Raw genomic sequence first — 23,613 nt, 5'->3', positions numbered from 1 at the left:
GGCGCGCCCATGCCTAATATGACCGGGTCCAACATGACTGGCTCCAACGTGACCGACGCCGTAAACGACGTGATCGTCGAGCGCGGCCTCTGGTTCCGCATCAGCGATGGCGCGCGCCGTTTCTTCGATGGCGACGTGTTCTACAGCTTCAAGCGTTCGCCTGTTGTGATGGTCGCCTTCGCGGTGACGGTGCTGTTCTTCGTGCTGGCTTTCCTGGCGCCGTGGATCGCACCGCACAACACCTATGACGTGATGACGCTGAACCTGATGGACGCCTTCAAGCCGCCGGTCTGGGAGGCGGGGGGCGACCCCAGCTACCTGCTCGGCACCGACGATCAGGGCCGCGACGTGTTCTCCACCATCATGTTCGGCGCGCGTGTCTCGCTGACGGTGGGCTTCCTGTCGGTCATCCTGGCGATGGTGCTGGGCATCGTGCTGGGCCTCGTCGCCGGCTATTTCGGCGGCGTCACCGATGCCGTCATCATGCGCATCGCCGATGTGCAGCTCAGCTTCCCGGCGATTCTGATCGTGCTGCTGATCGACGGATTCACCCGCTCGCTGCTGCCGCGCGGCATGCATGAGGAGATCGCGCTGGTGATCCTGGTGCTGGCCATTGCCTTCGCCAACTGGGTGCAGTTCGCGCGGACCGTGCGCGGCTCCTGCCTGGTCGAGAAGAACAAGGAATATGTGCAGGCGGCCCGCGTGATCGGCCTGCATCCGGCCCTTATTCTGATCCGCCATGTGCTGCCCAACGTGATGAGCCCGGTGCTGGTCATCGCCACCATCAGCCTGGCCATCGCCATCCTGACCGAGGCGACCCTGTCCTTCCTGGGCGTCGGCGTGCCGCCGACCCAGCCGTCGCTTGGCACGCTGATCCGCATCGGCAACGACTTCCTGTTTTCCGGCGAATGGTGGATGACGATCTTCCCCGGGGCCGCGCTGGTCATCCTGGTGCTGGCCGTGAACCTGCTGGGCGACTGGCTGCGCGACGCCCTCAACCCGAAGCTGCGATAGGACATGCCGGAAATGCCCCAGAGCACCGACAAGCCGCTGCTCCAGGTCCGCGATCTGAAAATCGAGTTCCCGACCCGGCGCGGCATCCTGACCGCCGTCGATGGCATCAGCTTCGACATCATGCCCGGCGAGGTGCTGGGCGTGGTTGGCGAATCCGGTGCCGGCAAGTCGCTGACCGGTGCCGCCGTCATCGGCCTGCTGGAACCGCCGGGCCGTATCGCCGCCGGCTCCATCGAGCTGGAAGGGCGGCGGATCGACAATCTGCCCTATGAGGAGATGCGCAAGATCCGCGGCCGCAAGATCGGCGCCATCTTCCAGGATCCGCTGACCAGCCTGAACCCGCTCTATTCGGTGGGGCGTCAGCTGGTCGAGACGATCCAGACCCATACCGACATGACCGACAGGCAGGCGCGCGACCGCGCCATCGAGCTGTTGTCCGATGTCGGCATCCCGGCACCGGAACGCCGCATCGACCATTATCCGCACCAGTTTTCCGGCGGCATGCGGCAGCGCGTGGTGATCGCGCTGGCGCTGGCGGTGAACCCGACACTGGTGATCGCCGATGAGCCGACCACGGCGCTGGACGTGTCGATCCAGGCGCAGATCATCGCGCTCTTGAAGAAGCTGTGCCGGGATCATGGTACGGCGGTCATGCTGGTCACCCACGATATGGGCGTGATCGCGGAAACGGCGGACCGCGTGGCGGTCATGTATGCTGGCCGCATCGCCGAGATCGGCCCGGTGAAGGATGTCATCAAGCGCGCCAAGCATCCCTATACGCACGGGCTGATGGGCTCGATCCCGATGATCGGCCACGATATCGAGCGGCTGACCCAGATCGATGGCTCGATGCCGCGCCTGACCGACATTCCGCAGGGCTGTGCCTTCAATCCGCGCTGCCCCAAGGTGTTCGACAAATGCCGCGTCGAGCGGCCGGAACTGATTGGCGTGGAGAAGACGGACGTGGCCTGCTGGCTGTACGAGAAGGAGGCGGTCCATGGCTGAGAACGCCGCCCTGAAAACCCAGGCCGATACGGCTGGCCCGGTGCTCGCCGCGCGTGACCTGGCGCGCTATTTCGATGTGTCGCCGCCGCTGCTGAACCGCGTTATCGAAGGCGTGCCGCGGCAGACGCTGAAGGCGGTGGACGGGGTGAATTTCGAGATCGCCCGCGGTGAGACCTTCTCGCTGGTCGGTGAGTCGGGCTGCGGCAAGTCCACCGTGGCGCGCCTGGTGGTCGGGCTCTACACGCCGACACGCGGCGACCTGCATTTCGAGGGGCGCAACATCGCCGGCCTGTCGCGCAAGCAGCTGGTGCCGATCCGGCGCAAGATGCAGATGATCTTCCAGGACCCCTATGCCTCGCTCAATCCGCGCTGGCGGGTGGTGGACATCATCGCCGAGCCGCTGCGCTTCTTCGGCCTGACCTCCGGCGAGGCGGCGACCCAGAAGCGCGTCGGCGAGCTGCTGAATTTCGTGGGATTGTCGGCCAAGGATGGCGTGAAGTACCCGCATGAATTCTCCGGCGGCCAGCGTCAGCGCATCTCGATTGCCCGCGCGCTTGCCAGCAACCCGGAATTCCTGGTGTGCGACGAGCCGACCTCGGCGCTGGACGTCTCGGTGCAGGCGCAGATCCTGAACCTGATGAAGGAGCTGCAGCGCGAGCTGAACCTCACCTACCTGTTCATCAGCCACAATCTCGCCGTCGTCTATCACATGTCGAACCATGTCGGCGTGATGTATCTGGGCCGTTTGGCGGAGGTGGCACCGTCGCGCGTGCTGTTCGCCAAGCCGCGCCATCCCTATACCAAGCTGCTGCTCGACACGATCCCCGATCTGGAGATGAAGGGCGGTGAGCGGACGCCGGTTGCCGGCGAGGTGCCGAACCCGATCAACCCGCCCAGCGGCTGCGCCTTCCATCCGCGCTGCCCGTTCGCCAATGACCGCTGCAAGGTTGAGGCGCCGCTGCCGATCGCCCTGCCGGACGGCGCGAAGATCGCCTGCCACGGCGTCGAGGAAGGCCGCATTCCCGACGCTGCCTGAGGGCAGGTGGCGGGGATATGAACAGGCCGCAGCCCAGCCTTGCGGCTGCCGGGGCGGAATCGCCGGGCGCTATAGCCTAGTCTGGCGGGCAATTGGATTCGGAAAAGAAGGAACAGGGATATGGGTATGCTTTTCCTGGGCGCGCAGATCATCGATGGCGCCGGCAAGGCGCTGAAGGATCACGGGCTGATGGTCGAGGGCGGCAAGATCGCCCGGATCGCGCCGGCAGGCGAGTTCGCCGGCTTTACCGGCCAGACGGTGGACGCCAAGGGCATGTCCCTGCTGCCCGGCCTGATCGATTGCCACGTGCATCTCTGCATGGGGGCGGAGGGCAATCCCAGCATCTTCGTGCAGACCGCCCGGCCCGACCAGATCGCCATCCGCGCGCTGGAGCATGCGCAGATCACGCTGCGCGGTGGTGTGACCGCCGTGCGCGATTGCGGCGGCAAGGATTATCTCGAATTCGGCGTGCGCGATGCATGCAACGCCGGCAAGCAGCTGGGGCCGACCATCCGTGCCGCCGGCCGCATGATCTGCATGACCGGTGGTCACGGCAACCGCTATGGCCGCATCGCCGATGGCGTGGACGATGTGGTGAAGGCGGTGCGCGAGCAGGTGCATGCCGGCTCCGACCTCATCAAGATCATGGCCACCGGCGGCGTGATGACGCCGGGCGTGAACCCGGAAGACGCGCATTACTCGCCGGAGGAGCTTGCCGCCGGCATCGCCGAGGGGCACCGGTTCCACAAGACCTGCGCCAGCCATGCCCAGGGCGAGGAGGGCATCCTGAACGCGGTGCGCGGCGGGATCGATTCCATCGAGCATGGCATCTTCCTGACCCAGCAATGCATCGACGAGATGCTGCCGCGCGGCACCTATATCGTCCCCACGCTGGCGGCGGTGAACAACATCGTCGCCAACCGCGACAATGGCGTGCCGCCCTATGCCTATGAGAAGGCGGCGCGCGTCGCCGAACGGCACAAGCAGTCGATCCTGATGTTCTACAAGGCGGGCGGCAACCTCGCCATGGGCACCGATGCCGGCACGCCCTACAACAAGCATGGCGAGAACGCGAAGGAGCTGGAATATATGGTGGAGATCGGTCTCTCCGCGATGGATTCCATCACCATCTCCACGAAGAATGCCGCCGATCTGATGCGGCTTGCCGACCGCGGCCGCATCGCCGAGGGGCTGGCCGCCGACCTGCTGCTGGTGCAGGGCGATCCGCTCAGCGACATCAAGGCCGCCTCGCGCGCCGAGAATCACGTCATGGTGCTGAAGAACGGCATCGCCGCGCTCGACCGCCGGCCGGGCGGCGTCTCCGCCTTCCCGATGGCGGCGGAATAATCAGACAGAAAGACGGAGGCACTGACCCATGCCGATCATCAACCGTATCGCCGATTTCCAGGACGAGATGACCGCCTGGCGGCATCACATCCACACCCATCCGGAAACCGCCTTCGAGGAGCACAAGACCAGCGCCTTCGTGGCGGAGAAGCTGGAATCCTTCGGCATTGAGGTGCATCGCGGCCTGGCCGGCACCGGCATCGTCGGCAAGCTGGCGGGCGGCAGCGGGTCCGGCAAGGCCATCGGCCTGCGCGCCGACATGGATGCGCTGGACGTGCTGGAGAAGAACGACTTCGGCCACAAGTCGCAGCATGAGGGCAAGATGCATGCCTGCGGCCATGACGGCCACACCACCATGCTGTTGGGTGCGGCCAAGTACCTGGCCGAGACCAAGAATTTCGACGGCACGGTCTATTTCATCTTCCAGCCGGCGGAAGAGAATGAAGGCGGCGGCCGGGTCATGGTCGAGGATGGGCTGTTCGAGAAATTCCCGGTCGAGCAGGTCTATGGCATGCACAACTGGCCGGGCCTCGATGTCGGCAAGATCGCCGTGCGGCCGGGGCCGATGATGGCGTCCTTCGATATTTTCGAGATCACCGTGAAGGGCAAGGGCGCGCATGGCGCGATGCCGCATATGGGTGTGGATTCCGTGGTTACCGCCTCACAGATCGTGAACGCGCTGCAGACCATCGCCAGCCGCAACACCCATCCGCTGGATGCCGTGGTGGTCAGTGTGACGCAGATCCATGGCGGCGACGCCTATAACGTGCTGCCGGATGAGGTTGTGCTGCGCGGCACCACGCGCAGCTTCCGGCCGGAGGTGCAGGATATGATCGAGCCGGCGATGCGCCGCATCGTCGATGGCATCTGCCAGACCATGGGCGCGACCGCCACGGTGAAGTATGAGCGTCGCTACCCGCCGACGATCAACACCGCGCCGGAGACCGAGATCGCGGCGCAGGTCGCGGCCCAGGTGGTCGGCGACGGCAATGTGCATGACGATCTGATGCCGTCCATGGGATCGGAGGATTTCGCCTTCATGCTGCAGCAGAAGCCGGGCAGCTATGTCTGGATCGGCAATGGCTCGACCGAGGGCGGATGCATGCTGCACAACCCGCATTACGACTTCAATGACGGCGTGCTGCCGATCGGTGCCAGCTACTGGGCGAAGCTGGTCGAGACCACGCTGGGCAAGGCGGCTTAGGGCAACAAGGCCGGATCAGGCGGCGTCGAGCGGGACGATGCGGGCGATATCCGGCCCCTTTTCCCGCTCGACCTGCTCCAGATCGTAGCGCGCCTGTAAATTCATCCAGAAGGCCGGGCTGGTGCTGAAATAGCGGCCCAGACGCGCCGCCGTGTCGGCGGTGATACCGCGCCGCTCGTGCAGGATTTCCGACAGGCGGGTCTGCGGCACATCAATGGCCTTGGCGAGCCGGTAGGCGGTCAGGCCCATCGGCAGCAGGAATTCCTCCCGCAGGATTTCGCCAGGATGGATGTTGGGCAGCCTGCCAGCCTGTTTCTCAGTCGTGGTAATCGACAATCCTGACCTCCCGTGCGCCGTCGCCATCCCAGATGAAGCATATCCGCCACTGATCGTTGATGCGGATGCTGTGCTGTCCGGCGCGGTCGCCTTTCAGACTTTCCAGCCGGTTGCCAGGCGGAACCCGCAACTCCTCCAGCACTGTCGCAGCATCCAGCATGCGCAGCTTTCGCCGGGCGATACGCTGGATGTCTTCCGGCAGTCGCCTGGCGAAGCGTCCCAGCCAGATCAGTTCCGTATCGCGATCGGCGAAGCCTTTCAGCATAATAACGCCTACCGTTACTGATGACTAGCGTTACTATCCCTCCGTTCGCACCACGCGGCCTTCGATGGGGTAGCTGGGGTCGCTGTAGCCCGGCGTGGAGGGGTGGCCGATGGGCACCAGGCTGTCCACCAGCGCCTCATCCTCGGCGTCGAAGCGGTAGGACAGCGCCTCCACATAGCCCAGCCAGTGGTCCATGGTGCGCGGCCCGGCGATGGTGGCGGTGACGAACTTGTTGTTCAGCACCCAGTTGACCGCGAAGCCGATGGCGGTAGTGCCCTTCTTCTCGGCATGGGCCTTCAGGGTCTGCGCGATGACCATGGATTCGCGCCGCCATTCAGTCTGCATCATGCGCTTGTCCTGGCGTGCCGCGCGGCTGTCGTTCGGCGGCGGCGAATCCGGCAGGTATTTGCCGGTCAGGATGCCGCGCGCCAGCGGGCTGTAGGGCACCACGCCCAGCCCGTAATAATTGCAGGCCGGCAGATGCTCGACCTCCGGCATGCGGTTCATGGCGTTGTAATAGGGCTGGCTGACCACCGGGCGGTCGATGCCGGCCGCGTCCGCCAGACGGCAGATCTCGGCGACACGCCAGGAGCGGAAATTCGACAGGCCGAAATGGCGGATCTTGCCATCGCGCACCAGCATCTCCAGCGCGCGGACGGTCTCGTCCAGCGGCGTGGAAAGGTCCTCCTTATGCAGATAGAGGATGTCGATGTAGTCGGTGCCGAGGCGCTTCAGGCTGGCCTCCGCCGCCTGCAGCACCCAGCGCCGCGACAGACCGCGCTCGTTCGGGCCCGGCCCCATCGCATTGGCCAGCTTGGTTGCCAGCACCCACCAGTCGCGGTCAGCCTTCAGGGTCCGGCCGACGACCCGCTCCGATTCGCCCTCATTATAGGCGTCGGCGGTATCGATGAAATTGAATCCGCGCGCGCGGGCGTCGGCGATAATGGCGGCGGAATCCGCCTCGGTCGTCGGGCCGCCGAACATCATGGTGCCCAGGCAAAGCGGCGAGACCTTCAGCCCGCTGCGGCCAAGATTGCGGTATTCCATTCTTTCTCTCCCTAGCGGCAGTCTGCCGTGTAGTGCCAGCCTGATTCCTGCCGGCGGGCGTTCAGGTCGATGGCGTGGCTGGTCGTGCTGTAGCAGGTGAACAGCGGCACGCCGATATAGTTCAGCAGCACCAGCGAGATGCGGTTGCCGCCATAGGTCGTCCCCACCAGGCAGGATTCGACCTGCTGGTTGCGCTCCAGCCGGAAGGTGAAGCGCTCGCGCGATTGCAGCACCACCCGGCCATTCATCATGACCGGCGAGCGGTTGCGCAGCAGGAAACAGATCTTGCCCGTCGCACCGATGCCCGGGGATGCCGGCGTCTGCGCATGGGCCGGGCGTTCCGGCACTATTGCACAGGCGATCAGCACCAGCAGGGCAACAGAGGCCCAAAGCAGGGGAGTGGGGAGTAGGGGAAGGGGGCGCAGGGAGGCGGTTTTCATGGCGCCATTGAAGCGCAGACGGAAGGTGTGAACAAGCCGCCGCATTCCACGTTCCTTCCATAGAGCGGTTTCGGGCCGGCATTGCGCCGGCATCGGGTGGGGCAATCGCTGAATTAATTGGATTTTAAGGAAGGCGGGCGCATATCTTCCACACGCCCCTTCAGGACAGGTTCGGACCATGCTCTCGGAAATGATCGCGAAATACGGTTATCTCGCGGTTTTCGTCGGTACTTTCTTCGAGGGCGAGACCATCCTGGTGCTGGGCGGCTTCGCGGCCCATCGCGGCTATCTGGAGCTTCCCTATGTGATGCTTGCGGCCTTCGTCGGCACCTTCCTCGGTGACCAGCTCTATTATTTCATCGGCCGGCGCTGGGGTGTCCGCCTGCTGGAAAAGCGGCCGCGCTGGCGCGAACGCTCGGCCAAGGCGATGGCGCTGCTGCACAAGTATGACGTCATCTTCATCCTCAGCTTCCGTTTCATCTATGGCGTGCGTTCGGTCAGCCCCTTCGTGATCGGGATGAGCGGCATCAGCCCGATGCGTTTCATGCCGCTGAACCTGATCGCGGCCTTCATCTGGGCGATTGCCGTCGGCCTGCTGGGCTATCTGTTTGGCGAGGTGTTCCAGCGTTATATGGCGGAGATCAAGCAGTACGAGTTCTACGTGCTGGGCGGCATCGCCGGCATCGGCCTGCTGTTGTGGGGCCGCAACCTGCTGCGTGGCCGCCGCCGCAAGCGCTGGCGCGAGATGCTGGCCGGCGCCCGTATCCGCAAGGAAGCCCGCAAGGCCGAACGCTCAGCCGCGAACGACACATCTTCCCGCCCCCCTTCCAGCCCCCCTGCCGGCTCTGGGGTCGAAGGCGTCCTGCAGCCCGTCGCCCAGGAAATTGAAGGCGATGACGGTCAGAAAGATCAGCAGCCCGGGGTAGAGGGCGAGCGCCGGGCGCTGCCATAGCGTCTCCTGCGCGCCGGTCAGCATGGCGCCCCAGCTCGCCACCGGCGGCTGGATGCCCAGCCCCAGGAAACTCAGCACCGATTCCAGCAGGATCACATTGCCGACCGACAGGGTGGTGGCGACCAGGATCGGCGACATTGCGTTCGGCAGGATATGGCGGAACATGATGCGCGCGGCTGTGGCGCCCTGCGCGCGGGCGGCTTCCACGAAGGCGCGTTCCTTCAGCGACAGGGTGGCGCCGCGCACCAGCCGTGCCGTGGTCGTCCAGCCGACCAGCGCGATGATGGCGACGATACGATACAGGCTGAGATTTTCCGACTGTGCCACGCTGTCCGGCAGGCCCAGCTTGGCCGGGTCGATGGCCGCCAGCACGATCAGCAGCGGCAGCATGGGCAGCGAGATCACCCCGTCCGCCAGCCGCATCAGCACGGCGTCCAGCCGGCCGCCCAGATAGCCGGCGGCGACGCCGAGGATCGAGCCGATACTGGCCGCCGCCAGCGCCGCCACGATGCCGACGAACAGCGACACCCGCGCCCCGTAGAGCAGCCGCAGCATCAGATCGCGGCCCAGCTCGTCGGTGCCCAGCCAGTGCTGGGGCGAGGGCGGGGCCAGCCGGCCGAACAGATTCACTGCCGTCGCGTCCAGCCCCAGCGCCCGCTCGATCAGCGGGGCGGCCAGCGCCAGCCCGGCCAGCAGCACCAGCAATACCAGGCTCGCCAGCGCCAGCCGGTGCCGGCAAAATCGCCGCCAGACCAGCCGCGCCGGGCTCTCCATGGCCGGGGCCAGGGCGGTATCCGCTCTCATCGGTAGGATATCCGCGGGTCGAGCTTCGCATAGGCGACATCGGCCGCCAGATTGGCCAGCAGTGTCACCAGCGTCGCGAACAGCAGCCCGACCAGCGCCAGATTATAGTCATTGTTCATGATCGCGTCGTAGATCAGCTTGCCCATACCGGTCTGCGCGAACATGGTTTCGGTGATCAGCGCGCCGGAGAACAATGTGCCGAAATCCAGCGCCAGGATGGTGACCACCGGGATCAGCGCGTTGCGCACCCCGTGCCGCCACAGCACGCGCGCCTCGCCGGCCCCCTTGGCGCGCGCGGTGCGGATATAATCCTCGCGCATCGCCTCGATCAGCGACGCCCGCAGATAGCGTGTGAGGCCGGCAAGGCTGGCCAGCGTCAGGGTGATGACCGGCAGCACCAGATAGGGCAGCCGGTCGAGGAAGCCCGGCGCCTGCATCCCCGCCGGGGCCATGCCGCCCGCCGGCAGCCAGCCCAGCGTGACGGCGAACAGCATGATCAGCAGCAGCGCCAGCCAGAACGGCGGCACGGAGATGCCGGCGAAGCAGAACAGGTTCACGATGCGGTCGGCCGGCGATCCCGGCCGGCTGGCCGCCAGCACGCCCAGCGGCAGGGCAATGGCGACGGCCAGCAGGAAGCTGGTTCCCATCAGCAGCAGCGTGTTGCCGAGGCGCGGCGCCAGCACCTCCAGCACCGGCCGCGCGAACTGCCGGGAATAGCCCAGATCGCCGGACAGCGCCGCCGAAGCCCAGTTGGCGTAGCGCTCCAGGATCGGCCGGTCGAGCCCGTACAACGCCCGCAGGCGCACCGCGTCGGCGGTCGTCAGGTTCGGGTCGGCCTGGATCATCAGGTCGATGGGGTCGCCCGGCATCAGCCCCAGCAGGCCGTAGATGACAAAGGACATGACGAGCAGTACGCCGATCCCCTGCAACAGCCGCCGGACGATATAGGCCTGCATCAGCGGGCCGGCTGAAGGAGGAAGGAGATCACGGCGCGGCGCGCCATTGCTCGACCCACAGCGTCGTCGGGTACTGGTGACCGGTCGGGGTGATGCCGTCCAGCCAGCGCGGCATCACATAGGCGTCGGCGCGGAAATACAGCGGGATGACCGGCAGTTCCTCGGCATAGATCGCCTGCAGCCGCGCCCACATCGGCCGGCGCTTTTCGCGGTCCAGCTCGACCTCCAGCCGGTCGATGAGCGTATCCATCTCGTCGTTGCGGAATCCCGGGTTGTTCTGGCCGCTCCAGCCATTCTCCGCACTGGGAATCTGCGAGGAATGCAGCGTCGTCCGCGGTACCGATTCCGGCGCGCTGATCCAGGCATACATGGCAAGGCCGGTGAATTTGCGCTTCGTCACCGTCTCGCCGAAGAACACCCGCGCCGGTTCGTTGCGGATACGCGCATCGATGCCGACCTGCCGCCATTGCGCCTGCAAGGCCTGCTGCACCAGCTCGCGGGTGCGGTTGCCGGCGGTGGTCATGAAGTCCAGCGTCAGCTTCTCGCCCTTCGCGTTCTGGCGGATGCCGCCGGGGCCGCGCGTCCAGCCGGCCGCGTCCAGCAGTGCGGCCGCCTGCTTCGGATCATAGGCGTAGGCCGGGACATCCTTGTCATACACCCAGTCCAGCGGGTTCACGTTGGAATGGGCGACCGGCTGCTTGCCGCCGAACAGCTGCCGGTCGATGGCCTGCCGGTCGATGGCGTGGATCAGCGCCTTGCGCACGCGGATGTCGGCCAGCACCGGATTGTCCAGCATCAGGTCGATATGCTCGTAGATCAGGCCCGGCTTGTAGGCGATTTTGAAGCGTTCGCCATGGCGTTTCTCGAAGGCCAGCGCCTGGTCCAGCGGCAGGCCCAGCTCGCCGGCGATATAGTCGATGTCGCCGGCCAGCAGGTTGGCTTCCAGCGCCGCCGTGTTCTCGATCACCCGGACGATGATGCGCTTGAAGGCCGGCTTCTCGCCCCACCAGTGAGCGTTCGGCTCCAGCGTGATGTGGCTACCGGGAGCGACCTGGGTGACGCGGTAGGGGCCGTTATACAGGCCGGGATTGGCCGGGTCGGTGTCGTACAGCGTGCGGTGCCGGTATTCCGCCGGCTCGGCCATCGGCGCGGCTTCCAGATGGGCCGGCAACAGATCCAGCCCGTTGATTGAATTGTAGTTGAAGCCCAGCCGGTCGATGGTGAGGGTGAAGCTCTTGTCGTCCTTCGCCTCGATATCGAGGATGCGGCGGAAACTCTCCTGATTGGCGACGCCGGTCTGCGGCGTGCGGCCCACCTTCCAGGTGAAGATCACGTCTTTCGTCGTGACCGGTGTGCCGTCGCCCCACTTCGCGTCCGGATGCAGCGTGTAGGTGAGACGGATGCCCTTCGTGCCGCCGGCATCGTTCGGCTTGTCCAGCTCGAAGGGGACGGCGCGGCCGTTCTCGATGGTCGGCAACCCGGTGCAGAGCATGCAGATCAGCTGCCAGTCCGGACCGTAGGTGGTGATCGGCCGCCGCGCCATGCCCAGCACATAGGATTTCGCCAGCATGGCATCAATCAGCGGGTTCAGCGTGGAGGGGAACTGGGTGATGCCGATGACCAACTCGTCCTTACCTACCTCGGGGCTTTTCGCCGCCGCCGGGGCGGCAAGGCCAAGGGCGAAAACCAGAAGAACCGCCAGTCGCACCAGACCCGTCATCAAGACCGCTCCACATTCGATTGCTCATTTGGGCACAAAACGACTATAGCAGCCGTTAGACAGACAGACAGGCTTCGGTACTTACCTAAAATCGAAAAGTGTCCGATGACGCCGCCGCCTCTTCAGCCCGGGAGTTTCCATGATTGAGCTTTTGACCGATCCGCAAACCTGGATCGCCTTTGCGACGCTGGCCTTTCTGGAAATCGTCCTGGGCATCGACAACATCATCTTCATCGCCATCATTGCCGACAAGCTGCCGGAAGCCCAGCGCCACCGCGCCCGGCAGGTCGGGCTGGGGCTGGCGCTGGTCATGCGCCTCGTGCTGCTCAGCGTTATCGCCTGGGTCGTCGGGCTGACGACGCCGGTTTTCACCCTGGCCGGTTTCGAAGCGTCGTGGCGCGACATCATCCTGTTCGCCGGCGGCATTTTCCTGATCTGGAAGGCGACCACGGAAATCCATCATACGGTGGAAGGCGGCGAGGACGGCACCACGGAGAAGGTCATCGCCAGCTTCGGGGCGGCCATCGGGCAGATACTGGTGCTCGATGTCATCTTCTCGCTGGATTCGATCGTCACCGCGGTTGGCATGGTTAACGACCTGCGCATCATGATCGCCGCCGTCATCCTGGCTGTCGGCGTGATGATGTTCGCCGCCGGTCCGGTCGGCAATTTCGTCAGCCGGCACCAGACGGTGAAGATGCTGGCGCTGGCCTTCCTGCTGCTGGTCGGCGTGGCGCTGGTCGCCGACGGGCTGCATTTCCATATCCCGAAAGGCTATCTCTACTTCGCCATCGGCTTCTCGGTGCTGGTCGAGGCCCTGAACCTCGCCGCCGCCGCCCGCCGCAAGCGCCTGAAGGCCGAGGCGGCGGGGCATTGAGGCCCGGGGTGACGGGTCTGGAGGTGACGGTCTGGGGGTGACGGTCTGGGGCTAACCGGTTGAGCGAGCCGACCTATGCTTCGAGACGGCCGCGCTCAAAAGGATTGGGCGCGGCCTCCTCAGCATGAGGTCACCAGGAGGCTCTGTCAGAATTCCAACGCTCCCCTCGTCCTGAGGAGCCTGCGCAGCAGGCGTCTCGAAGGACAAGGGAGGAGGGGCCATGCCTCTGAAGCCGCCTTACCCCTTGGTGCGGTTCTCGGCCCAGCCGTCCGGGTCGGCGAGGAAGCTGCGCACCTGGTCGAGCTGGTCCTTGGTGTAGCCGCGCCGCTCGGCGGCCAGCAGCACGTCGGCCCAGGTCGCCAGCTCGTGCAGGGCCACACCCTGTTCGGTCAGCTTGGCCACACCTTCCGGGAACACGCCGTAATGGAACACGACGAAGCAATGCGCCACCTCGGCGCCGGCAGTGCGCAGCGCCTCGACGAAGTTCAGCTTGCTGCCGCCATCGGTGGCCAGATCCTCGACCAGCAGCACACGCTGGCCGTCCCTGATCTCACCTTCAATCTGAGCATTACGACCGAACCCTTTGGGCTTCTTGCGAACATAGAGCATCGGCAGGCCCATACGCTCGGCGATCCAGGCGGCGAAGGGGATGCCCGCCGTCTCGCCGCCGGCCACCGCGTCGAAGCCCTCGAAGCCGGCGATGCGGCCCATCTTCTCCACGCCCATATCCATCAGCTTGGCGCGGGCGCGCGGGAAGCTGATGATCTTGCGGCAATCGACATAGACCGGGCTGAGCCGGCCGGAGGTGAAGGTGAAGGGTTCCTCCGGGCGGATATGGATCGCCTTGATGTCCAGCAGGATGTCGGCGGTGATCTCGGCCCAGCTCTTGGTATCGGTCATTTTGTCCCTCGCGCGGTTTCGCGCCAAGACAGCCCAGGACGCGCCCGCCGTCAAGCGCCCTTCGGTGCGTGTGCCGCATCTGTCGCCAGCGCCGTAGCTGGGGTATTTTCGGGCCGATGATATCCGATCCCGATATTCTGGCCGCCTACCACGCCGAAATGCGCGGCATTCACTACCGCCACGCCCGCAACCGGGCGGCCTGGCGGCCGCATCTGCAGGCGACGCGGCAGGTCATCCTGGAAGCCGTCGCCGCCTGTCCGGAACGGAACAGCGTCGCCATTCTCGGCTCCGGCCCGCTGTTCGACGTGCCGCTGCAAGCATTGATGGCGGCATTCGGGCGGGTGGTGCTGGTCGATGTGGCGCATCCCTGGCGGGTCCGGTTGCGCGCCGCGCTGACGCCGCGGGTGTCCCTGCTGGATGCCGACCTGACCGGCATCGGCGGGATGCTGTCGCCCGGCATGGCGGTACCGGCGCCGCCTGACCTGCCGGCGCTGCGGTCGGCCGATCTGGTGATCTCGCTCAATCTGATGTCACAACTTGCCTATGTGCCGGTCAGCCAGCTGGAGCGGCGCGGCCAGGCGGAGGCGGAGGGCGATTTGTTCGCCGGCGCTCTGGTGCGGGCGCATCTCGACTGGCTGCGTCGCCTGCCGGGACGAGTCTGCCTGGTCACCGACATACGACGGATCGTGCTGGACGCGGACGGGAAGACGATCGGCGAGATCGATCCGCTCTACGGGCTTTCCCTGCCGGAAGGCGGCACGGAATGGGACTGGGACATCGCACCGATTGGCGAGATGGCGCCGGATTATGCGGTGCGGCACCGGGTGCGCGGCTATAGCGATTTGCCGAAGGGCTGAAAGCGGCTAGCATCGGGTCAAGCATCCGAAAGAAAAGAGGAAACCGCCATGCCCACCGACACCGATCCGGTCGTCCTGCTAGAGCGCGCCGGGCCCGTGGCCACCATCACGCTGAACCGGCCGGACAAGCTGAACGCGCTGAACAAGGCGATGTGGGCCGGCGTGCGCGATGCCTTCCATAAGGTTTCGGCGGACCCGTCCGTGCGCTGCGTCGTGCTGACCGGGGCGGGGGAACGCGCCTTCTGCCCCGGCGCCGATATCTCCGAGTTCGAGAGTGCCCGCGCCAATGCCGCGCAGGCCACCGAGTACGGCAAGCTGATGGACGCGGCGATGGAGGCGATATCCGATTGCCCGCATCCGGTGGTGGTGAAGGTGAAGGGCATCTGCGTCGGCGGCGGGCTGGAGATCGCCTGCCTCGCCGACATGCGCATCTGCCAGGAAAGCAGCCGCTTCGGCGTGCCGGTGAACAAGCTGGGCCTGACCATGGGCTATAGCGAGATCGCCGCGCTGATCGGGCTGGTCGGCAAGACCAATGCGCTGGAAATCCTCTATGAGGCGCGGGTGTTCGGCGCGGCGGAGGCGAAGCAGAAGGGGCTGGTGAACCGGGTCGTGCCGGATGCCGAGATCGACGCGGCGGTGGGCGAGACCGTGGCGCGTATCGTCGCCGGCGCGCCGCTGGTTAATCGCTGGCACAAGAAATTCGCGCGCCGGCTGGAGCAGGCCGCGCCGCTGACGGAGGCGCAGATCGCGGAAGGCTATGCCGCCTTCGACACGCAGGATTTCCAGACCGGCTACAAGGCCTTCCTCGCCAAGGCCAAGCCGGAATTCGAGGGCCGATAGGCACCGGCATGGACGCCTTCGAGGGCCATAATTTCTCCAAGGGGGCGGTCATCGTGCATGAGGGCACGCGCGCCGATGCCGCCTATGTGGTGGAGAAGGGGGCGGTCGAGGTGTTCCGCACGGTCAGCGGACGGGAACTGGTGATCGCCCGGCTGGAGACCGGGGCGATCTTCGGCGAAATGGCGCTGATCGAGCGCCGCAAGCACAGCGCCAGCGTACGTGCCGCCGAGGATTGCGTCTGCGCCGTGGTCACCGAGAAAGTGTTCTGGAAGCTGCTGGAGGACGCCAACCCGTTTATCCGGGCGCTGGTGCTGACGCTGGTGAAAAGCCTGGGCGCTACCACTAGCCAGGCGATCGGCCTGCAATCCATGCTCGGCATGGGCATCGGCCCGGATCCGGACGAGGACGGGCGGGGGTAAATTACCCCAGAAACAGCAGGTAACCGCCGACCAGCACGCCGCCCAGTGCGATCCAGATGATCGCGTCTTTCCAGAAATCGGATTTCAGGCGCCGGCGGAAATAGAAGGCCGGCGCCAGGAAGGCCAGCAGCAGGGTCAGATAGACCAGCCGCATCCAGTCATGCTCGCTCATGCTGCCCCGCTGATTGACTTCGCCTCCGTCTGGTCCCTAGCTTGCCTGATGAAGCCGCAAAGGCATAGCACTTGAACCGGGAGCCATCTCTTGACCGTCCTTGATCTCGATTTCGTCCGCCGCCAGTTTCCCAGCTTCTCCGACCCCGAGGCCGGCCCCTGGGCCTTCTTCGAGAATGCCGGCGGCTCCTATGTGCCGCAGGCGGTGGTGGACCGGATGAGCCGCTATCTCTCCACCATGCGGGTGCAGCATGGCGCGGAATATGATCTGTCGCGCCGCGCCACCCAGGCGGTGAACGATGCCGCCGATCTGATGGCGGACTGGATCAACGCCCGGCCCGACGAGATCGTCATCGGCCCGTCGGCGACGCAGCTGACCTATGTGCTGGCACAGGCGATGCGCGGCTGGTTCGGCCCCGGCGACGAGATCATCGTCACCAACCAGGATCATGAATGCAATGTCGGCGCCTGGCGCCGGCTGGCCGCGGCGACCGGGGCGACAATCCGGGAATGGCAGATCGATCCTGAGACCGGGGAGCTTGAGCTGCCGGCCCTGCAGGCGCTGCTGAACGACAAAACTCGGCTGGTCTGTGTTACCCATTGCTCGAACATCGTCGGTACCATCAACGACATTCCGGCGATTGCCCGGATGGTGCATGCGGCCGGGGCGCTGATCTTCGTCGATGGCGTTGCCTACGCGCCGCACCGGGCGCTCGACATGAAGGCGCTGGACGTCGATTTCTACGTCTTCAGCCTGTACAAGACCTACGGCCCGCATCAGGCGCTGCTCTATGGCCGGCATGAGCTGCTGGCGAAGGCGGAGAACCAGAACCACGATTTCATCGCCGGCAGCGTGCCCTACCATCTGGCGCCGGGCGGTAAGAACCAGCCGGATGTGGCCGCGCTGGCCGGCATCGCCGATTACCTGGATGCGGTGCATGCGCATCATTTCCCGGCATCAGAGAACGGGTTCCAGAAGCGCTCCGCCGCGGTGTTCGGGCTGTTCGCCCGGCAGGAGGCGGATCTTGCCGCGCGGCTGCTGGATTATCTGAACGCCCGCAAGGATATCCGCATCATCGGCCAGCGCACCGCCGATCCGGCCAGGCGCGCGCCAACCATCAGCTTCACTGTTTCCGGCCACTCATCGCTGGATGTCACGCGTGGCCTGCTGCCGCACAAGATCGCCGTGCGCAACGGCAATTTCTACGCCACGCGCTGCGTCGAGGCGCTGGGGCTGGACCGTGAGGATGGCGTCGTCCGGGTCAGCATGGTGCATTACAACACGGCAGACGAGGTGGACCGGCTGATCCGCGCGCTGGACGGGGCGCCCTCTTAATCTTGCGCCTGGGCTTTCTGGCAGAGCTTCGTTTCTGCGCCGAACACCTCGTCGAAGGTTTCGCGCAACGCCACGTCCATATCGTCCATCGTCACCGGCAGGCCCAGATCGACCAGGCTGGTCACGCCATGCTGGGCGATGCCGCAGGGCACGATGCCCTGAAAGTGCGAGAGGTCGGGCTCGACATTGATCGACAGGCCGTGGAAGGTCACCCAGTGCCGCACGCGCACGCCGATGGCGGCGATCTTGTCCTCGCGCATCGGCAATCCCAGATCGTGCCGCGCCACCCAGATGCCGACCCGGCCCTCGCGCCGCTCGCCGGTCACGTTGAAGCGGGCCAGCGCGCGGATCACCCATTCTTCCAGCGCGTGGACATAGCAGCGCAAATCGGGGTTGCGCCGCCTCAGATCGAGCATGGCATAGACGATGCGCTGGCCCGGCCCGTGGTAGGTGTACTGGCCGCCGCGACCGGCCTGATAGACCGGGAAGCGGCCTGGCGCCAGCAGGTCGTCGGGTTTTGCGCTGGTGCCGGCGGTGTAGAGCGGCGGATGCTCCAGCAGCCATAGCAGCTCCGGGGCGCTGCCCTCGCGGATCGCCTGCACGCGCGCATCCATTTCGGCCAGCGCGTCGGGATAGGCGACCGACTGGTAGGATATCCGCCATTCGGGATCGGCGATCTGTGGGATGCTGGCGATGGAGCCGTCGGGCACGGGGCACCTTAATAGTACGAAAAACACGGGCTTGGGACGAACGCGCCTTGCGGTGCCCCTCTGGATTTGGTATGTCCGCGCGCACCGTTTGGCAAGGCTTGCTTTCCCGGCGGTGTTGACATTACCTCAGGGCGAAGGTCATACGGATGCCGTTACAGGCGGCGTTGGTCATTGCCTTCATAGATATGCGGTCGTGGCGGAATTGGTAGACGCGCAGCGTTGAGGTCGCTGTCCGAGAAATCGGGTGGAAGTTCGAGTCTTCTCGACCGCACCATTTTTGAAAAGAAAACGGCCCGCCGGACCTACCGCGGGCCGTTTTCTTGCGTATGATCCAGGCGGACAAGACACCGAGGATGGATATGGCCGACGATTTCAGCGAAGCCGCGCTCGACTATCACCGCAATCCGGTGCCGGGGAAGATACAGGTCACCTCGACCAAGCCGCTGGCGACGGCGCGCGATCTGGGGCTGGCCTATACGCCCGGCGTGGCGGTGGCGTGCAATGCCATCGTCGATAATCCGGAGGAAGCCTATAACCTCACCGCGCGCGGCAACCTCGTCGGCGTGGTCACCAACGGCACGGCGGTGCTGGGGCTGGGCGCCATCGGGCCGCTGGCCTCCAAGCCGGTGATGGAAGGCAAGGGCGTGCTGTTCAAGAAGTTCGCCGGTATCGATGTGTTCGATATCGAGATCGACGAGCTCGACGTGGACAAGCTGGTCGATATCATCGCCAGCCTGGAACCGACATTCGGCGGCATCAATCTGGAGGATATCAAGGCCCCGGAATGCTTCGAGGTCGAGCGCCGGCTGCGCGAGCGCATGAAGATTCCGGTGTTCCATGACGACCAGCACGGCACCGCGATCATCGTCGCCGCCGCCGTGTTCAACGGGCTGCGCGTTGTCGGCAAGAAGTTCGAAGACGTGAAGCTGGTCACGTCGGGCGCCGGTGCGGCCGCGCTGGCCTGCGTCGATCTGCTGGTCCATATGGGCGTGAAGCGCGAGAACGTGACGCTCACCGACATTGTCGGCGTGGTCTATGAAGGCCGCAACGAGCTGATGGACAAGTACAAGGAACGCTACTGCCAGAAGACCGACTGCCGCACCCTTGCCGAGGTCATCGAAGGCGCTGACGTGTTCCTGGGATTGTCGGCGCCCAACGTGCTGAAGCCGGAGATGGTGGCCAGCATGGCCGCCCGCCCGATCATCATGGCGCTGGCCAACCCGACGCCGGAGATCATGCCGGACGAGGTGAAGGCGGTGCGCGACGATGCCATCATGGCGACCGGCCGCAGCGATTTCCCGAACCAGGTGAACAACGTCCTGTGCTTCCCCTTCATCTTCCGCGGCGCGCTGGATGTCGGCGCCACGGTGATCAACGAGGAAATGAAGATCGCCTGCGTGAAGGCCATCGCCGACCTCGCCATGGCCGAACCGTCGGATGTGGTGGCCGCCGCCTACAGCGATCAGGAGCTGGTGTTCGGCCCGGATTACATCATCCCCAAGCCATTCGATCCCCGGCTGATCGTCGAGATCGCCCCCGCCGTCGCCAAGGCGGCGATGGAGTCCGGCGTGGCGCGCCGGCCCATCGTGGATTTCGAGGCCTACCGGCAGAAGCTGACGCAGTTCGTCTTCCGCTCCGGCCTTGCGATGAAGCCGGTGTTCGACCGGGCGCGCGAGAATCCGAAGCGCGTCGTCTTCGCGGAAGGCGAGGATGAACGCGTGCTGCGCGCCGCCCAGCAGATGATCGAGGACAAGATCGGCTATCCGATCCTGATTGCCCGGCCCGACGTTGTCGCCACCCGCATCAAGCGCATGGGGCTGAAGCTGGTGCCGGGCGAGAATGTCGAGATCGTGAATCCGCAGAGCGATCCGCGCTATCCGGAATACTGGAAGCTTTATCATCAGCTGCTGGAGCGCAAGGGCGTCTCGCCGGATTATGCCCGCACCGTGGTGCGCACGCGGCAGACGGCGATTGCCACCCTGATGCTGAGGCGCGGCGAGGCCGATGCGATGATCTGCGGCACGGTTGGCCGCTATGACGATCATCTGCGCCACATCACCGACCTGATCGGCAAGGCGGAAGGCGTGCGGCAGATGTCGGCGCTGAACATGCTGATCCTCTCCAAGGGGGTCTATTTCCTGGCCGATACCTATGTGACGCCGGACCCGACCGCCGAGGAGATCGCCGAGCTGGCGGTGCTGGCCGCCGCCGAGGTGAAGCGCTTCGGCATCGAGCCGAAGGTGGCGCTGCTCTCCCATTCCAGTTTCGGCAGCCACCAGACCGCCTCGGCGGTAAAGATGCGCGAGGCGCTGCAGATCCTGATGCGGATGGCGCCGGATATGGAGGTCGAGGGTGAGATGCATGGCGATGCCGCCGTGTCCGAGGCGATCCGCAGCCGCATCTTCCCGAACTCGCGGTTGCAGGGGGCGGCGAATCTTTTCATCTTGCCGACACTGGATGCCGCGAACATTTCCTTTAACCTGCTGAAGGTTCTGGGTGAGGGGCTGTCGGTCGGGCCGATCCTGCTGGGGGCGGCGATGCCGGTGCATATCCTCACCCCGTCCGTCACGGTGCGCGGCATCGTGAACATGTCGGCCCTCGCGGTGGTGGACGCCCAGGGCGTCGAGGGCCAGAACGTTTACGTCTAGGCCCTGTAAGGGAATGCCGTAACGGGACGCGGGAGCAGGCGAACCGCCTGAAATGGCTTCGACAGGCCGATCCGAACCGAGTCGATCCGACGCCGGAGGTGGCGAATGAACGAAACCGACCAGAAGCGCGACGAGCAGCAGGCCGGCCATTCCGCCGCGCCCGAAGCCGAAGCGGCGGCCATGGCCGAGACCATGACCGCTGCAGTGACGGCGGAAGAGGCCGTGCAGCCGCGCGATCCGGTCGATGGCCCGTCCACCCTGTCCGCCGAGGCTACCGACGCCGCCCTGGAGGCCGAGGAGGCGCTGGAGGCGCTGTCGGAAGAGGAGGGGGAGGCTGCCGGGGAGGAGCCTGGCCTGGCGCAGGCCGGCGCTGATGCTGGCAGCCCTGCGGCGCCTGCGGGCGAGTCCGAGACGCTGAAGCGCTTCGTGCTGACGCCGAAGCTGGAGCGCAAGGTCGCCAAGGCAATCGATGAGGAGAAGCTGAAGAAGGCCGGCAAGCTGGCGCGCCGGCTGCACGCCGCCGACCTCGCCGACCTGCTGGAACGGTTGTCCTACGAGCAGCGCGCGATCCTGCTGGAGGTGCTGCGCGAGAGCTTCGACCCCGAGGTGCTGCCCTATCTCGACGATAATGTCCGCGATGACGTGATCGAGATATTGGGGCCGGAGGCGGTGGGCCGCGCCATTGCCGAACTGGATTCCGATGACGCCATCGCCATCATCGAGGATATGGCGGACGCCGAGAAGCAGGCGATCCTCGATGCGGTGGAGCCGACCGACCGCGCCCTGCTGGAAGAAGGCCTCACCTTTCCGGAATATTCCGCCGGCCGCCTGATGCAGCGCGAGCTGGTCGCCGTACCGTCGCACTGGACGGTGGGCCAGACCATCGACTTCATGCGCACCAATCCGAACCTGCCGGACGATTTCTACGAGATTTTTGTGGTCGATCCGCGGTTCCGGCCCATCGGCCTGGTGTCGCTGGGCAAGCTTCTGCACAACAAGCGGCCGATGAGGCTGCGCGACATCATGTCGGGCGATTTCGTGCGGCTGCAGGCGGACACGCCGCAGGATGAAGTGGCTTATCTGTTCCGCCAGTACGGGCTGGTCTCCGCTCCGGTGGTGAACGACAGCGGCCGGCTGCTGGGCCGGGTCACCGTCGATGACGTTGTCGATATCGTCGATGAGGAGGCGGAGGAGGATATCCTGCGTCTCGGTGGTGTGTCCGAATCGGACTTGCAGAGCAGCGTGCTGGAAACCACGAAGCAGCGCTTCCTGTGGCTGTTCATCAATCTCGGCACGGCGATCCTGGCCTCGGGCGTCATCGCGATCTTCGAGGCGACCATCGCGCAGGTGGTGGCGCTTGCCGTTCTCATGCCCATCGTTGCCTCGATGGGTGGCAATGCCGGCACCCAGACTGTTACCGTCGTGGTGCGCGCGCTGGCGATGCGCGACCTCAGCAGGTCGAATGCATTGCGCGTGATCTGGAAGGAGGCGGCGGTCGGATTGCTGAATGGCATGCTGTTCGCGGTGCTGATCGGTGCCATCGCTGGTTTCTGGTTCGAACCGATGATCGGCGGGGTGATCGCGGCTGCCATGGTCATCAACATGCTGATCGCCGGCCTGTTCGGCGCGCTGATCCCGATCACCCTCGAACGGATGAAGGTCGATCCGGCGGTGGCATCCTCGGTCTTCCTCACCACCGTCACCGATGTGATCGGTTTCTTCGCCTTCCTGGGACTGGCGGCGGCGTTCGTGCTCTAACTTTACCTCTGCGTTAAGTTGTGAGACGCTAAGGCATGTCAGAGAGCTTCACCATCGCACAACTGGCCGAAGAGTTCGGCATCACCCACCGGGCCGTCCGCTTCTATGAGCAGGAAGGGTTGCTGGCGCCGGCGCGGCGCGGCAATCGCCGGGTCTATACGGCGGGCGACAGGGTGCGGCTGAAGCTGATATTGCGCGGCCGCCGGCTTGGCTTTTCCGTCGCCGAGATCAAGGAAATCCTGAGTCTGTACGAGTCGGATGGCGGGGAGGGTGCGCAGCTGCGCCATCTGGTCGGGAAAATCCGCGAGCGTCGCGCGATCCTGCGCCAGCAGCGCGCCGATATCGATGCCATCCTGGACGAGCTGGACCGGCTGGAGGGGGCCTGTACCGACCGGTTGCTGGACGCCGCCGACTGATTGACGTGCGCGTAAGGCAAGATTAGGCTTCCCGGAAAGCGGAAGGGGAGGCGTCGATGCAGATCACCATCAGCGATCCCGCGTATGCGGCGCGGGTCAGGCAGGCCTTCGAGGGACAGCCCTATATGCATTTCATCGGGGCGGAGATGACCGGCCTGTCGCCCGGCAGCTGCGAAATCCGCCTGCCCTACCGCCCGGAACTGTCGCAGCATGACGGCTTCTTCCATGGCGGGGTGATCGGCGCGATTGCCGATAATGCCTGCGGCTTCGCCAGCTATACGGTGGCTGGGGCCAGCCAGGCCATCCTGACCGTGGAATACAAGCTGAACATTGTCTCCCCCGGTATCGGCGAGGCGCTGGTGGCGCGTGGCCGCATCGTGAAGCCGGGCCGCCGGCTGGTCATCGCCCAGGCCGATGTCTATGCGCTGCGTGATGGCCGGGAGAAGCTGGTGGCGACCTCGCTCAGCACGCTGATGCTGCTCGATCCGGAGGAGCGCGGTGCCCGCGCCTGATGGGACACGCCTGATGTGACATGCCTGATGGGACACACTTGAT

At 65.4% G+C, this 23,613-nt stretch carries 24 protein-coding genes, 1 tRNA gene and 1 pseudogene; 16 read left to right on the top strand and 10 right to left on the bottom strand.

Going from position 1 to position 23,613, the window contains the following annotated elements:
• Window positions 1-9: 9 nt before the first annotated feature.
• The 5 genes from BKM74_RS05705 (at window position 10) to BKM74_RS05685 (ending at window position 5,606) form a co-directional block, all read left to right on the top strand.
• Complete coding sequence (locus BKM74_RS05705) at window positions 10-1,014, top strand: ABC transporter permease (protein WP_245825828.1); 1,005 nt, start codon at window positions 10-12, stop codon at window positions 1,012-1,014.
• 12 nt (window positions 1,015-1,026) lie between these two features.
• Window positions 1,027-2,019, top strand: coding sequence for an ABC transporter ATP-binding protein (locus BKM74_RS05700; RefSeq protein ID WP_245825826.1), 993 nt, complete (start codon window positions 1,027-1,029; stop codon window positions 2,017-2,019).
• A complete protein-coding gene (locus BKM74_RS05695; RefSeq protein ID WP_086464739.1) occupies window positions 2,012-3,055 on the top strand; it encodes an ABC transporter ATP-binding protein in 1,044 nt (347 codons plus the stop codon). The genes BKM74_RS05700 and BKM74_RS05695 overlap by 8 nt, the downstream gene beginning before the upstream one ends.
• 120 nt (window positions 3,056-3,175) lie before the next feature.
• Window positions 3,176-4,402: a metal-dependent hydrolase family protein gene (locus tag BKM74_RS05690; RefSeq protein ID WP_086464738.1), complete on the top strand. Its 1,227-nt coding sequence runs from the start codon at window positions 3,176-3,178 to the stop codon at window positions 4,400-4,402.
• A gap of 28 nt (window positions 4,403-4,430) precedes the next feature.
• A complete protein-coding gene (locus BKM74_RS05685; RefSeq protein ID WP_086464737.1) occupies window positions 4,431-5,606 on the top strand; it encodes a M20 aminoacylase family protein in 1,176 nt (391 codons plus the stop codon).
• A gap of 15 nt (window positions 5,607-5,621) precedes the next feature.
• On the opposite strand, the gene BKM74_RS05680 is transcribed toward BKM74_RS05685, so the two are convergent.
• From BKM74_RS05680 to BKM74_RS05665, 4 genes are read right to left on the bottom strand one after another with little or no spacing between them, the layout of a single operon-like run.
• Window positions 5,622-5,942, bottom strand: coding sequence for a HigA family addiction module antitoxin (locus tag BKM74_RS05680; RefSeq protein WP_281251443.1), 321 nt, complete (start codon window positions 5,940-5,942; stop codon window positions 5,622-5,624).
• Window positions 5,923-6,207 carry a type II toxin-antitoxin system RelE/ParE family toxin gene (locus tag BKM74_RS05675; protein WP_086464735.1) on the bottom strand — a complete coding sequence of 95 codons (285 nt, stop codon included), beginning with the start codon at window positions 6,205-6,207 and terminating at the stop codon, window positions 5,923-5,925. Before BKM74_RS05675 ends, BKM74_RS05680 begins: the two co-directional genes overlap by 20 nt.
• Window positions 6,208-6,240: 33 nt before the next feature.
• Entirely contained in the window at window positions 6,241-7,254 is a 1,014-nt protein-coding gene (locus BKM74_RS05670) for an aldo/keto reductase (protein WP_086464734.1), read from the bottom strand.
• 11 nt (window positions 7,255-7,265) lie between these two features.
• On the bottom strand, window positions 7,266-7,739 hold the full coding sequence (locus BKM74_RS05665; protein ID WP_086464733.1) for a hypothetical protein: 474 nt from the start codon (window positions 7,737-7,739) through the stop codon (window positions 7,266-7,268).
• Between the two features lie 133 nt (window positions 7,740-7,872).
• Here BKM74_RS05665 and BKM74_RS18935 point away from each other — a divergent pair.
• Window positions 7,873-8,286, top strand: a pseudogene (locus BKM74_RS18935) (DedA family protein); the annotation flags it as partial.
• A 201-nt stretch (window positions 8,287-8,487) separates the two neighbouring features.
• On the opposite strand, the gene BKM74_RS05655 reads toward BKM74_RS18935, so the two are convergent.
• The 3 genes from BKM74_RS05655 to BKM74_RS05645 are packed head-to-tail and all read right to left on the bottom strand — an operon-like array spanning window position 8,488 to window position 12,126.
• Complete coding sequence (locus tag BKM74_RS05655; protein WP_086464732.1) at window positions 8,488-9,450, bottom strand: ABC transporter permease; 963 nt, start codon at window positions 9,448-9,450, stop codon at window positions 8,488-8,490.
• Window positions 9,447-10,406, bottom strand: a complete 960-nt coding sequence (locus tag BKM74_RS05650; protein ID WP_086464731.1) for an ABC transporter permease — start codon at window positions 10,404-10,406, stop codon at window positions 9,447-9,449. The genes BKM74_RS05655 and BKM74_RS05650 overlap by 4 nt, the downstream gene beginning before the upstream one ends.
• Before the next feature lie 28 nt (window positions 10,407-10,434).
• Complete coding sequence (locus BKM74_RS05645) at window positions 10,435-12,126, bottom strand: peptide ABC transporter substrate-binding protein (protein WP_086464730.1); 1,692 nt, start codon at window positions 12,124-12,126, stop codon at window positions 10,435-10,437.
• Window positions 12,127-12,265: 139 nt separating this feature from the next.
• On the opposite strand from BKM74_RS05645, the gene BKM74_RS05640 reads away from it, so the two are divergent.
• Window positions 12,266-13,003 carry a TerC family protein gene (locus BKM74_RS05640; protein WP_086464729.1) on the top strand — a complete coding sequence of 246 codons (738 nt, stop codon included), beginning with the start codon at window positions 12,266-12,268 and terminating at the stop codon, window positions 13,001-13,003.
• A gap of 237 nt (window positions 13,004-13,240) precedes the next feature.
• On the opposite strand, the gene BKM74_RS05635 is transcribed toward BKM74_RS05640, so the two are convergent.
• Window positions 13,241-13,903: an orotate phosphoribosyltransferase gene (locus tag BKM74_RS05635; protein WP_086464728.1), complete on the bottom strand. Its 663-nt coding sequence runs from the start codon at window positions 13,901-13,903 to the stop codon at window positions 13,241-13,243.
• A 116-nt stretch (window positions 13,904-14,019) separates the two neighbouring features.
• On the opposite strand from BKM74_RS05635, the gene BKM74_RS05630 reads away from it, so the two are divergent.
• From BKM74_RS05630 to BKM74_RS05620, 3 genes are read left to right on the top strand one after another with little or no spacing between them, the layout of a single operon-like run.
• Window positions 14,020-14,760 carry a hypothetical protein gene (locus BKM74_RS05630; RefSeq protein ID WP_086464727.1) on the top strand — a complete coding sequence of 247 codons (741 nt, stop codon included), beginning with the start codon at window positions 14,020-14,022 and terminating at the stop codon, window positions 14,758-14,760.
• 48 nt (window positions 14,761-14,808) lie between these two features.
• Window positions 14,809-15,600, top strand: a complete 792-nt coding sequence (locus BKM74_RS05625; RefSeq protein ID WP_086464726.1) for an enoyl-CoA hydratase-related protein — start codon at window positions 14,809-14,811, stop codon at window positions 15,598-15,600.
• Window positions 15,601-15,608: 8 nt separating this feature from the next.
• Entirely contained in the window at window positions 15,609-16,019 is a 411-nt protein-coding gene (locus tag BKM74_RS05620; protein WP_086464725.1) for a Crp/Fnr family transcriptional regulator, read from the top strand.
• A 1-nt stretch (window position 16,020) separates the two neighbouring features.
• On the opposite strand, the gene BKM74_RS18695 is transcribed toward BKM74_RS05620, so the two are convergent.
• Window positions 16,021-16,191 (bottom strand): hypothetical protein, encoded by a 171-nt coding sequence (locus BKM74_RS18695; RefSeq protein WP_176342411.1) that lies wholly within the window; start codon window positions 16,189-16,191, stop codon window positions 16,021-16,023.
• A 90-nt stretch (window positions 16,192-16,281) separates the two neighbouring features.
• On the opposite strand from BKM74_RS18695, the gene BKM74_RS05615 reads away from it, so the two are divergent.
• Window positions 16,282-17,526, top strand: coding sequence for a cysteine desulfurase-like protein (locus BKM74_RS05615; RefSeq protein ID WP_086464724.1), 1,245 nt, complete (start codon window positions 16,282-16,284; stop codon window positions 17,524-17,526).
• Here the strand turns inward: BKM74_RS05615 and lipB are convergent.
• The gene (gene lipB / locus BKM74_RS05610) at window positions 17,523-18,203 is read right to left on the bottom strand and encodes a lipoyl(octanoyl) transferase LipB (protein ID WP_407668670.1); all 681 of its coding nucleotides are present in this window, start codon (window positions 18,201-18,203) and stop codon (window positions 17,523-17,525) included. The genes BKM74_RS05615 and lipB overlap by 4 nt on opposite strands.
• A gap of 220 nt (window positions 18,204-18,423) precedes the next feature.
• Between lipB and BKM74_RS05605 the strand changes: the two genes are divergently transcribed.
• The 5 genes from BKM74_RS05605 to BKM74_RS05585 all read left to right on the top strand — a co-directional run bounded on the left by BKM74_RS05605 (window position 18,424) and on the right by BKM74_RS05585 (window position 23,570).
• Window positions 18,424-18,510 (top strand) — tRNA-Leu (locus BKM74_RS05605).
• 85 nt (window positions 18,511-18,595) lie between these two features.
• Window positions 18,596-20,884 (top strand): NADP-dependent malic enzyme, encoded by a 2,289-nt coding sequence (locus BKM74_RS05600; protein WP_086465053.1) that lies wholly within the window; start codon window positions 18,596-18,598, stop codon window positions 20,882-20,884.
• 105 nt (window positions 20,885-20,989) lie between these two features.
• Window positions 20,990-22,642, top strand: a complete 1,653-nt coding sequence (gene mgtE, locus BKM74_RS05595) for a magnesium transporter (RefSeq protein ID WP_086464722.1) — start codon at window positions 20,990-20,992, stop codon at window positions 22,640-22,642.
• A 35-nt stretch (window positions 22,643-22,677) separates the two neighbouring features.
• Complete coding sequence (locus tag BKM74_RS05590) at window positions 22,678-23,058, top strand: MerR family transcriptional regulator (RefSeq protein WP_086464721.1); 381 nt, start codon at window positions 22,678-22,680, stop codon at window positions 23,056-23,058.
• A gap of 56 nt (window positions 23,059-23,114) precedes the next feature.
• A complete protein-coding gene (locus tag BKM74_RS05585) occupies window positions 23,115-23,570 on the top strand; it encodes a PaaI family thioesterase (RefSeq protein WP_086464720.1) in 456 nt (151 codons plus the stop codon).
• Window positions 23,571-23,613 lie beyond the last annotated feature (43 nt).

Origin of the sequence: Oceanibaculum nanhaiense, from assembly GCF_002148795.1 — a bacterium.
In the GTDB taxonomy this organism is placed as follows: domain Bacteria; phylum Pseudomonadota; class Alphaproteobacteria; order Oceanibaculales; family Oceanibaculaceae; genus Oceanibaculum; species Oceanibaculum nanhaiense.
The sequence above is the reverse complement of the archived record's forward strand: the minus strand, read 5'-3'. Positions and strand labels throughout refer to the sequence as shown.

Coding starts and splice junctions, on each gene's coding strand:
- BKM74_RS05640 (WP_086464729.1), top strand. CDS start 12,266: ATGATTGAGCTTTTGACCGATCCGCAAACCTGGATCGCCTTTGCGACG.
- BKM74_RS05645 (WP_086464730.1), bottom strand. CDS start 12,126: ATGACGGGTCTGGTGCGACTGGCGGTTCTTCTGGTTTTCGCCCTTGGC.
- BKM74_RS05635 (WP_086464728.1), bottom strand. CDS start 13,903: ATGACCGATACCAAGAGCTGGGCCGAGATCACCGCCGACATCCTGCTG.
- BKM74_RS05695 (WP_086464739.1), top strand. CDS start 2,012: ATGGCTGAGAACGCCGCCCTGAAAACCCAGGCCGATACGGCTGGCCCG.
- BKM74_RS05665 (WP_086464733.1), bottom strand. CDS start 7,739: ATGCGGCGGCTTGTTCACACCTTCCGTCTGCGCTTCAATGGCGCCATG.
- BKM74_RS05625 (WP_086464726.1), top strand. CDS start 14,809: ATGCCCACCGACACCGATCCGGTCGTCCTGCTAGAGCGCGCCGGGCCC.
- mgtE (WP_086464722.1), top strand. CDS start 20,990: ATGAACGAAACCGACCAGAAGCGCGACGAGCAGCAGGCCGGCCATTCC.
- BKM74_RS05655 (WP_086464732.1), bottom strand. CDS start 9,450: ATGAGAGCGGATACCGCCCTGGCCCCGGCCATGGAGAGCCCGGCGCGG.
- BKM74_RS05675 (WP_086464735.1), bottom strand. CDS start 6,207: ATGCTGAAAGGCTTCGCCGATCGCGATACGGAACTGATCTGGCTGGGA.
- BKM74_RS05630 (WP_086464727.1), top strand. CDS start 14,020: ATGATATCCGATCCCGATATTCTGGCCGCCTACCACGCCGAAATGCGC.
- BKM74_RS05650 (WP_086464731.1), bottom strand. CDS start 10,406: ATGCAGGCCTATATCGTCCGGCGGCTGTTGCAGGGGATCGGCGTACTG.
- BKM74_RS05705 (WP_245825828.1), top strand. CDS start 10: ATGCCTAATATGACCGGGTCCAACATGACTGGCTCCAACGTGACCGAC.
- BKM74_RS05620 (WP_086464725.1), top strand. CDS start 15,609: ATGGACGCCTTCGAGGGCCATAATTTCTCCAAGGGGGCGGTCATCGTG.
- BKM74_RS05600 (WP_086465053.1), top strand. CDS start 18,596: ATGGCCGACGATTTCAGCGAAGCCGCGCTCGACTATCACCGCAATCCG.
- BKM74_RS05690 (WP_086464738.1), top strand. CDS start 3,176: ATGGGTATGCTTTTCCTGGGCGCGCAGATCATCGATGGCGCCGGCAAG.
- BKM74_RS05590 (WP_086464721.1), top strand. CDS start 22,678: ATGTCAGAGAGCTTCACCATCGCACAACTGGCCGAAGAGTTCGGCATC.
- BKM74_RS05585 (WP_086464720.1), top strand. CDS start 23,115: ATGCAGATCACCATCAGCGATCCCGCGTATGCGGCGCGGGTCAGGCAG.
- BKM74_RS18695 (WP_176342411.1), bottom strand. CDS start 16,191: ATGAGCGAGCATGACTGGATGCGGCTGGTCTATCTGACCCTGCTGCTG.
- BKM74_RS05685 (WP_086464737.1), top strand. CDS start 4,431: ATGCCGATCATCAACCGTATCGCCGATTTCCAGGACGAGATGACCGCC.
- BKM74_RS05700 (WP_245825826.1), top strand. CDS start 1,027: ATGCCCCAGAGCACCGACAAGCCGCTGCTCCAGGTCCGCGATCTGAAA.
- BKM74_RS05670 (WP_086464734.1), bottom strand. CDS start 7,254: ATGGAATACCGCAATCTTGGCCGCAGCGGGCTGAAGGTCTCGCCGCTT.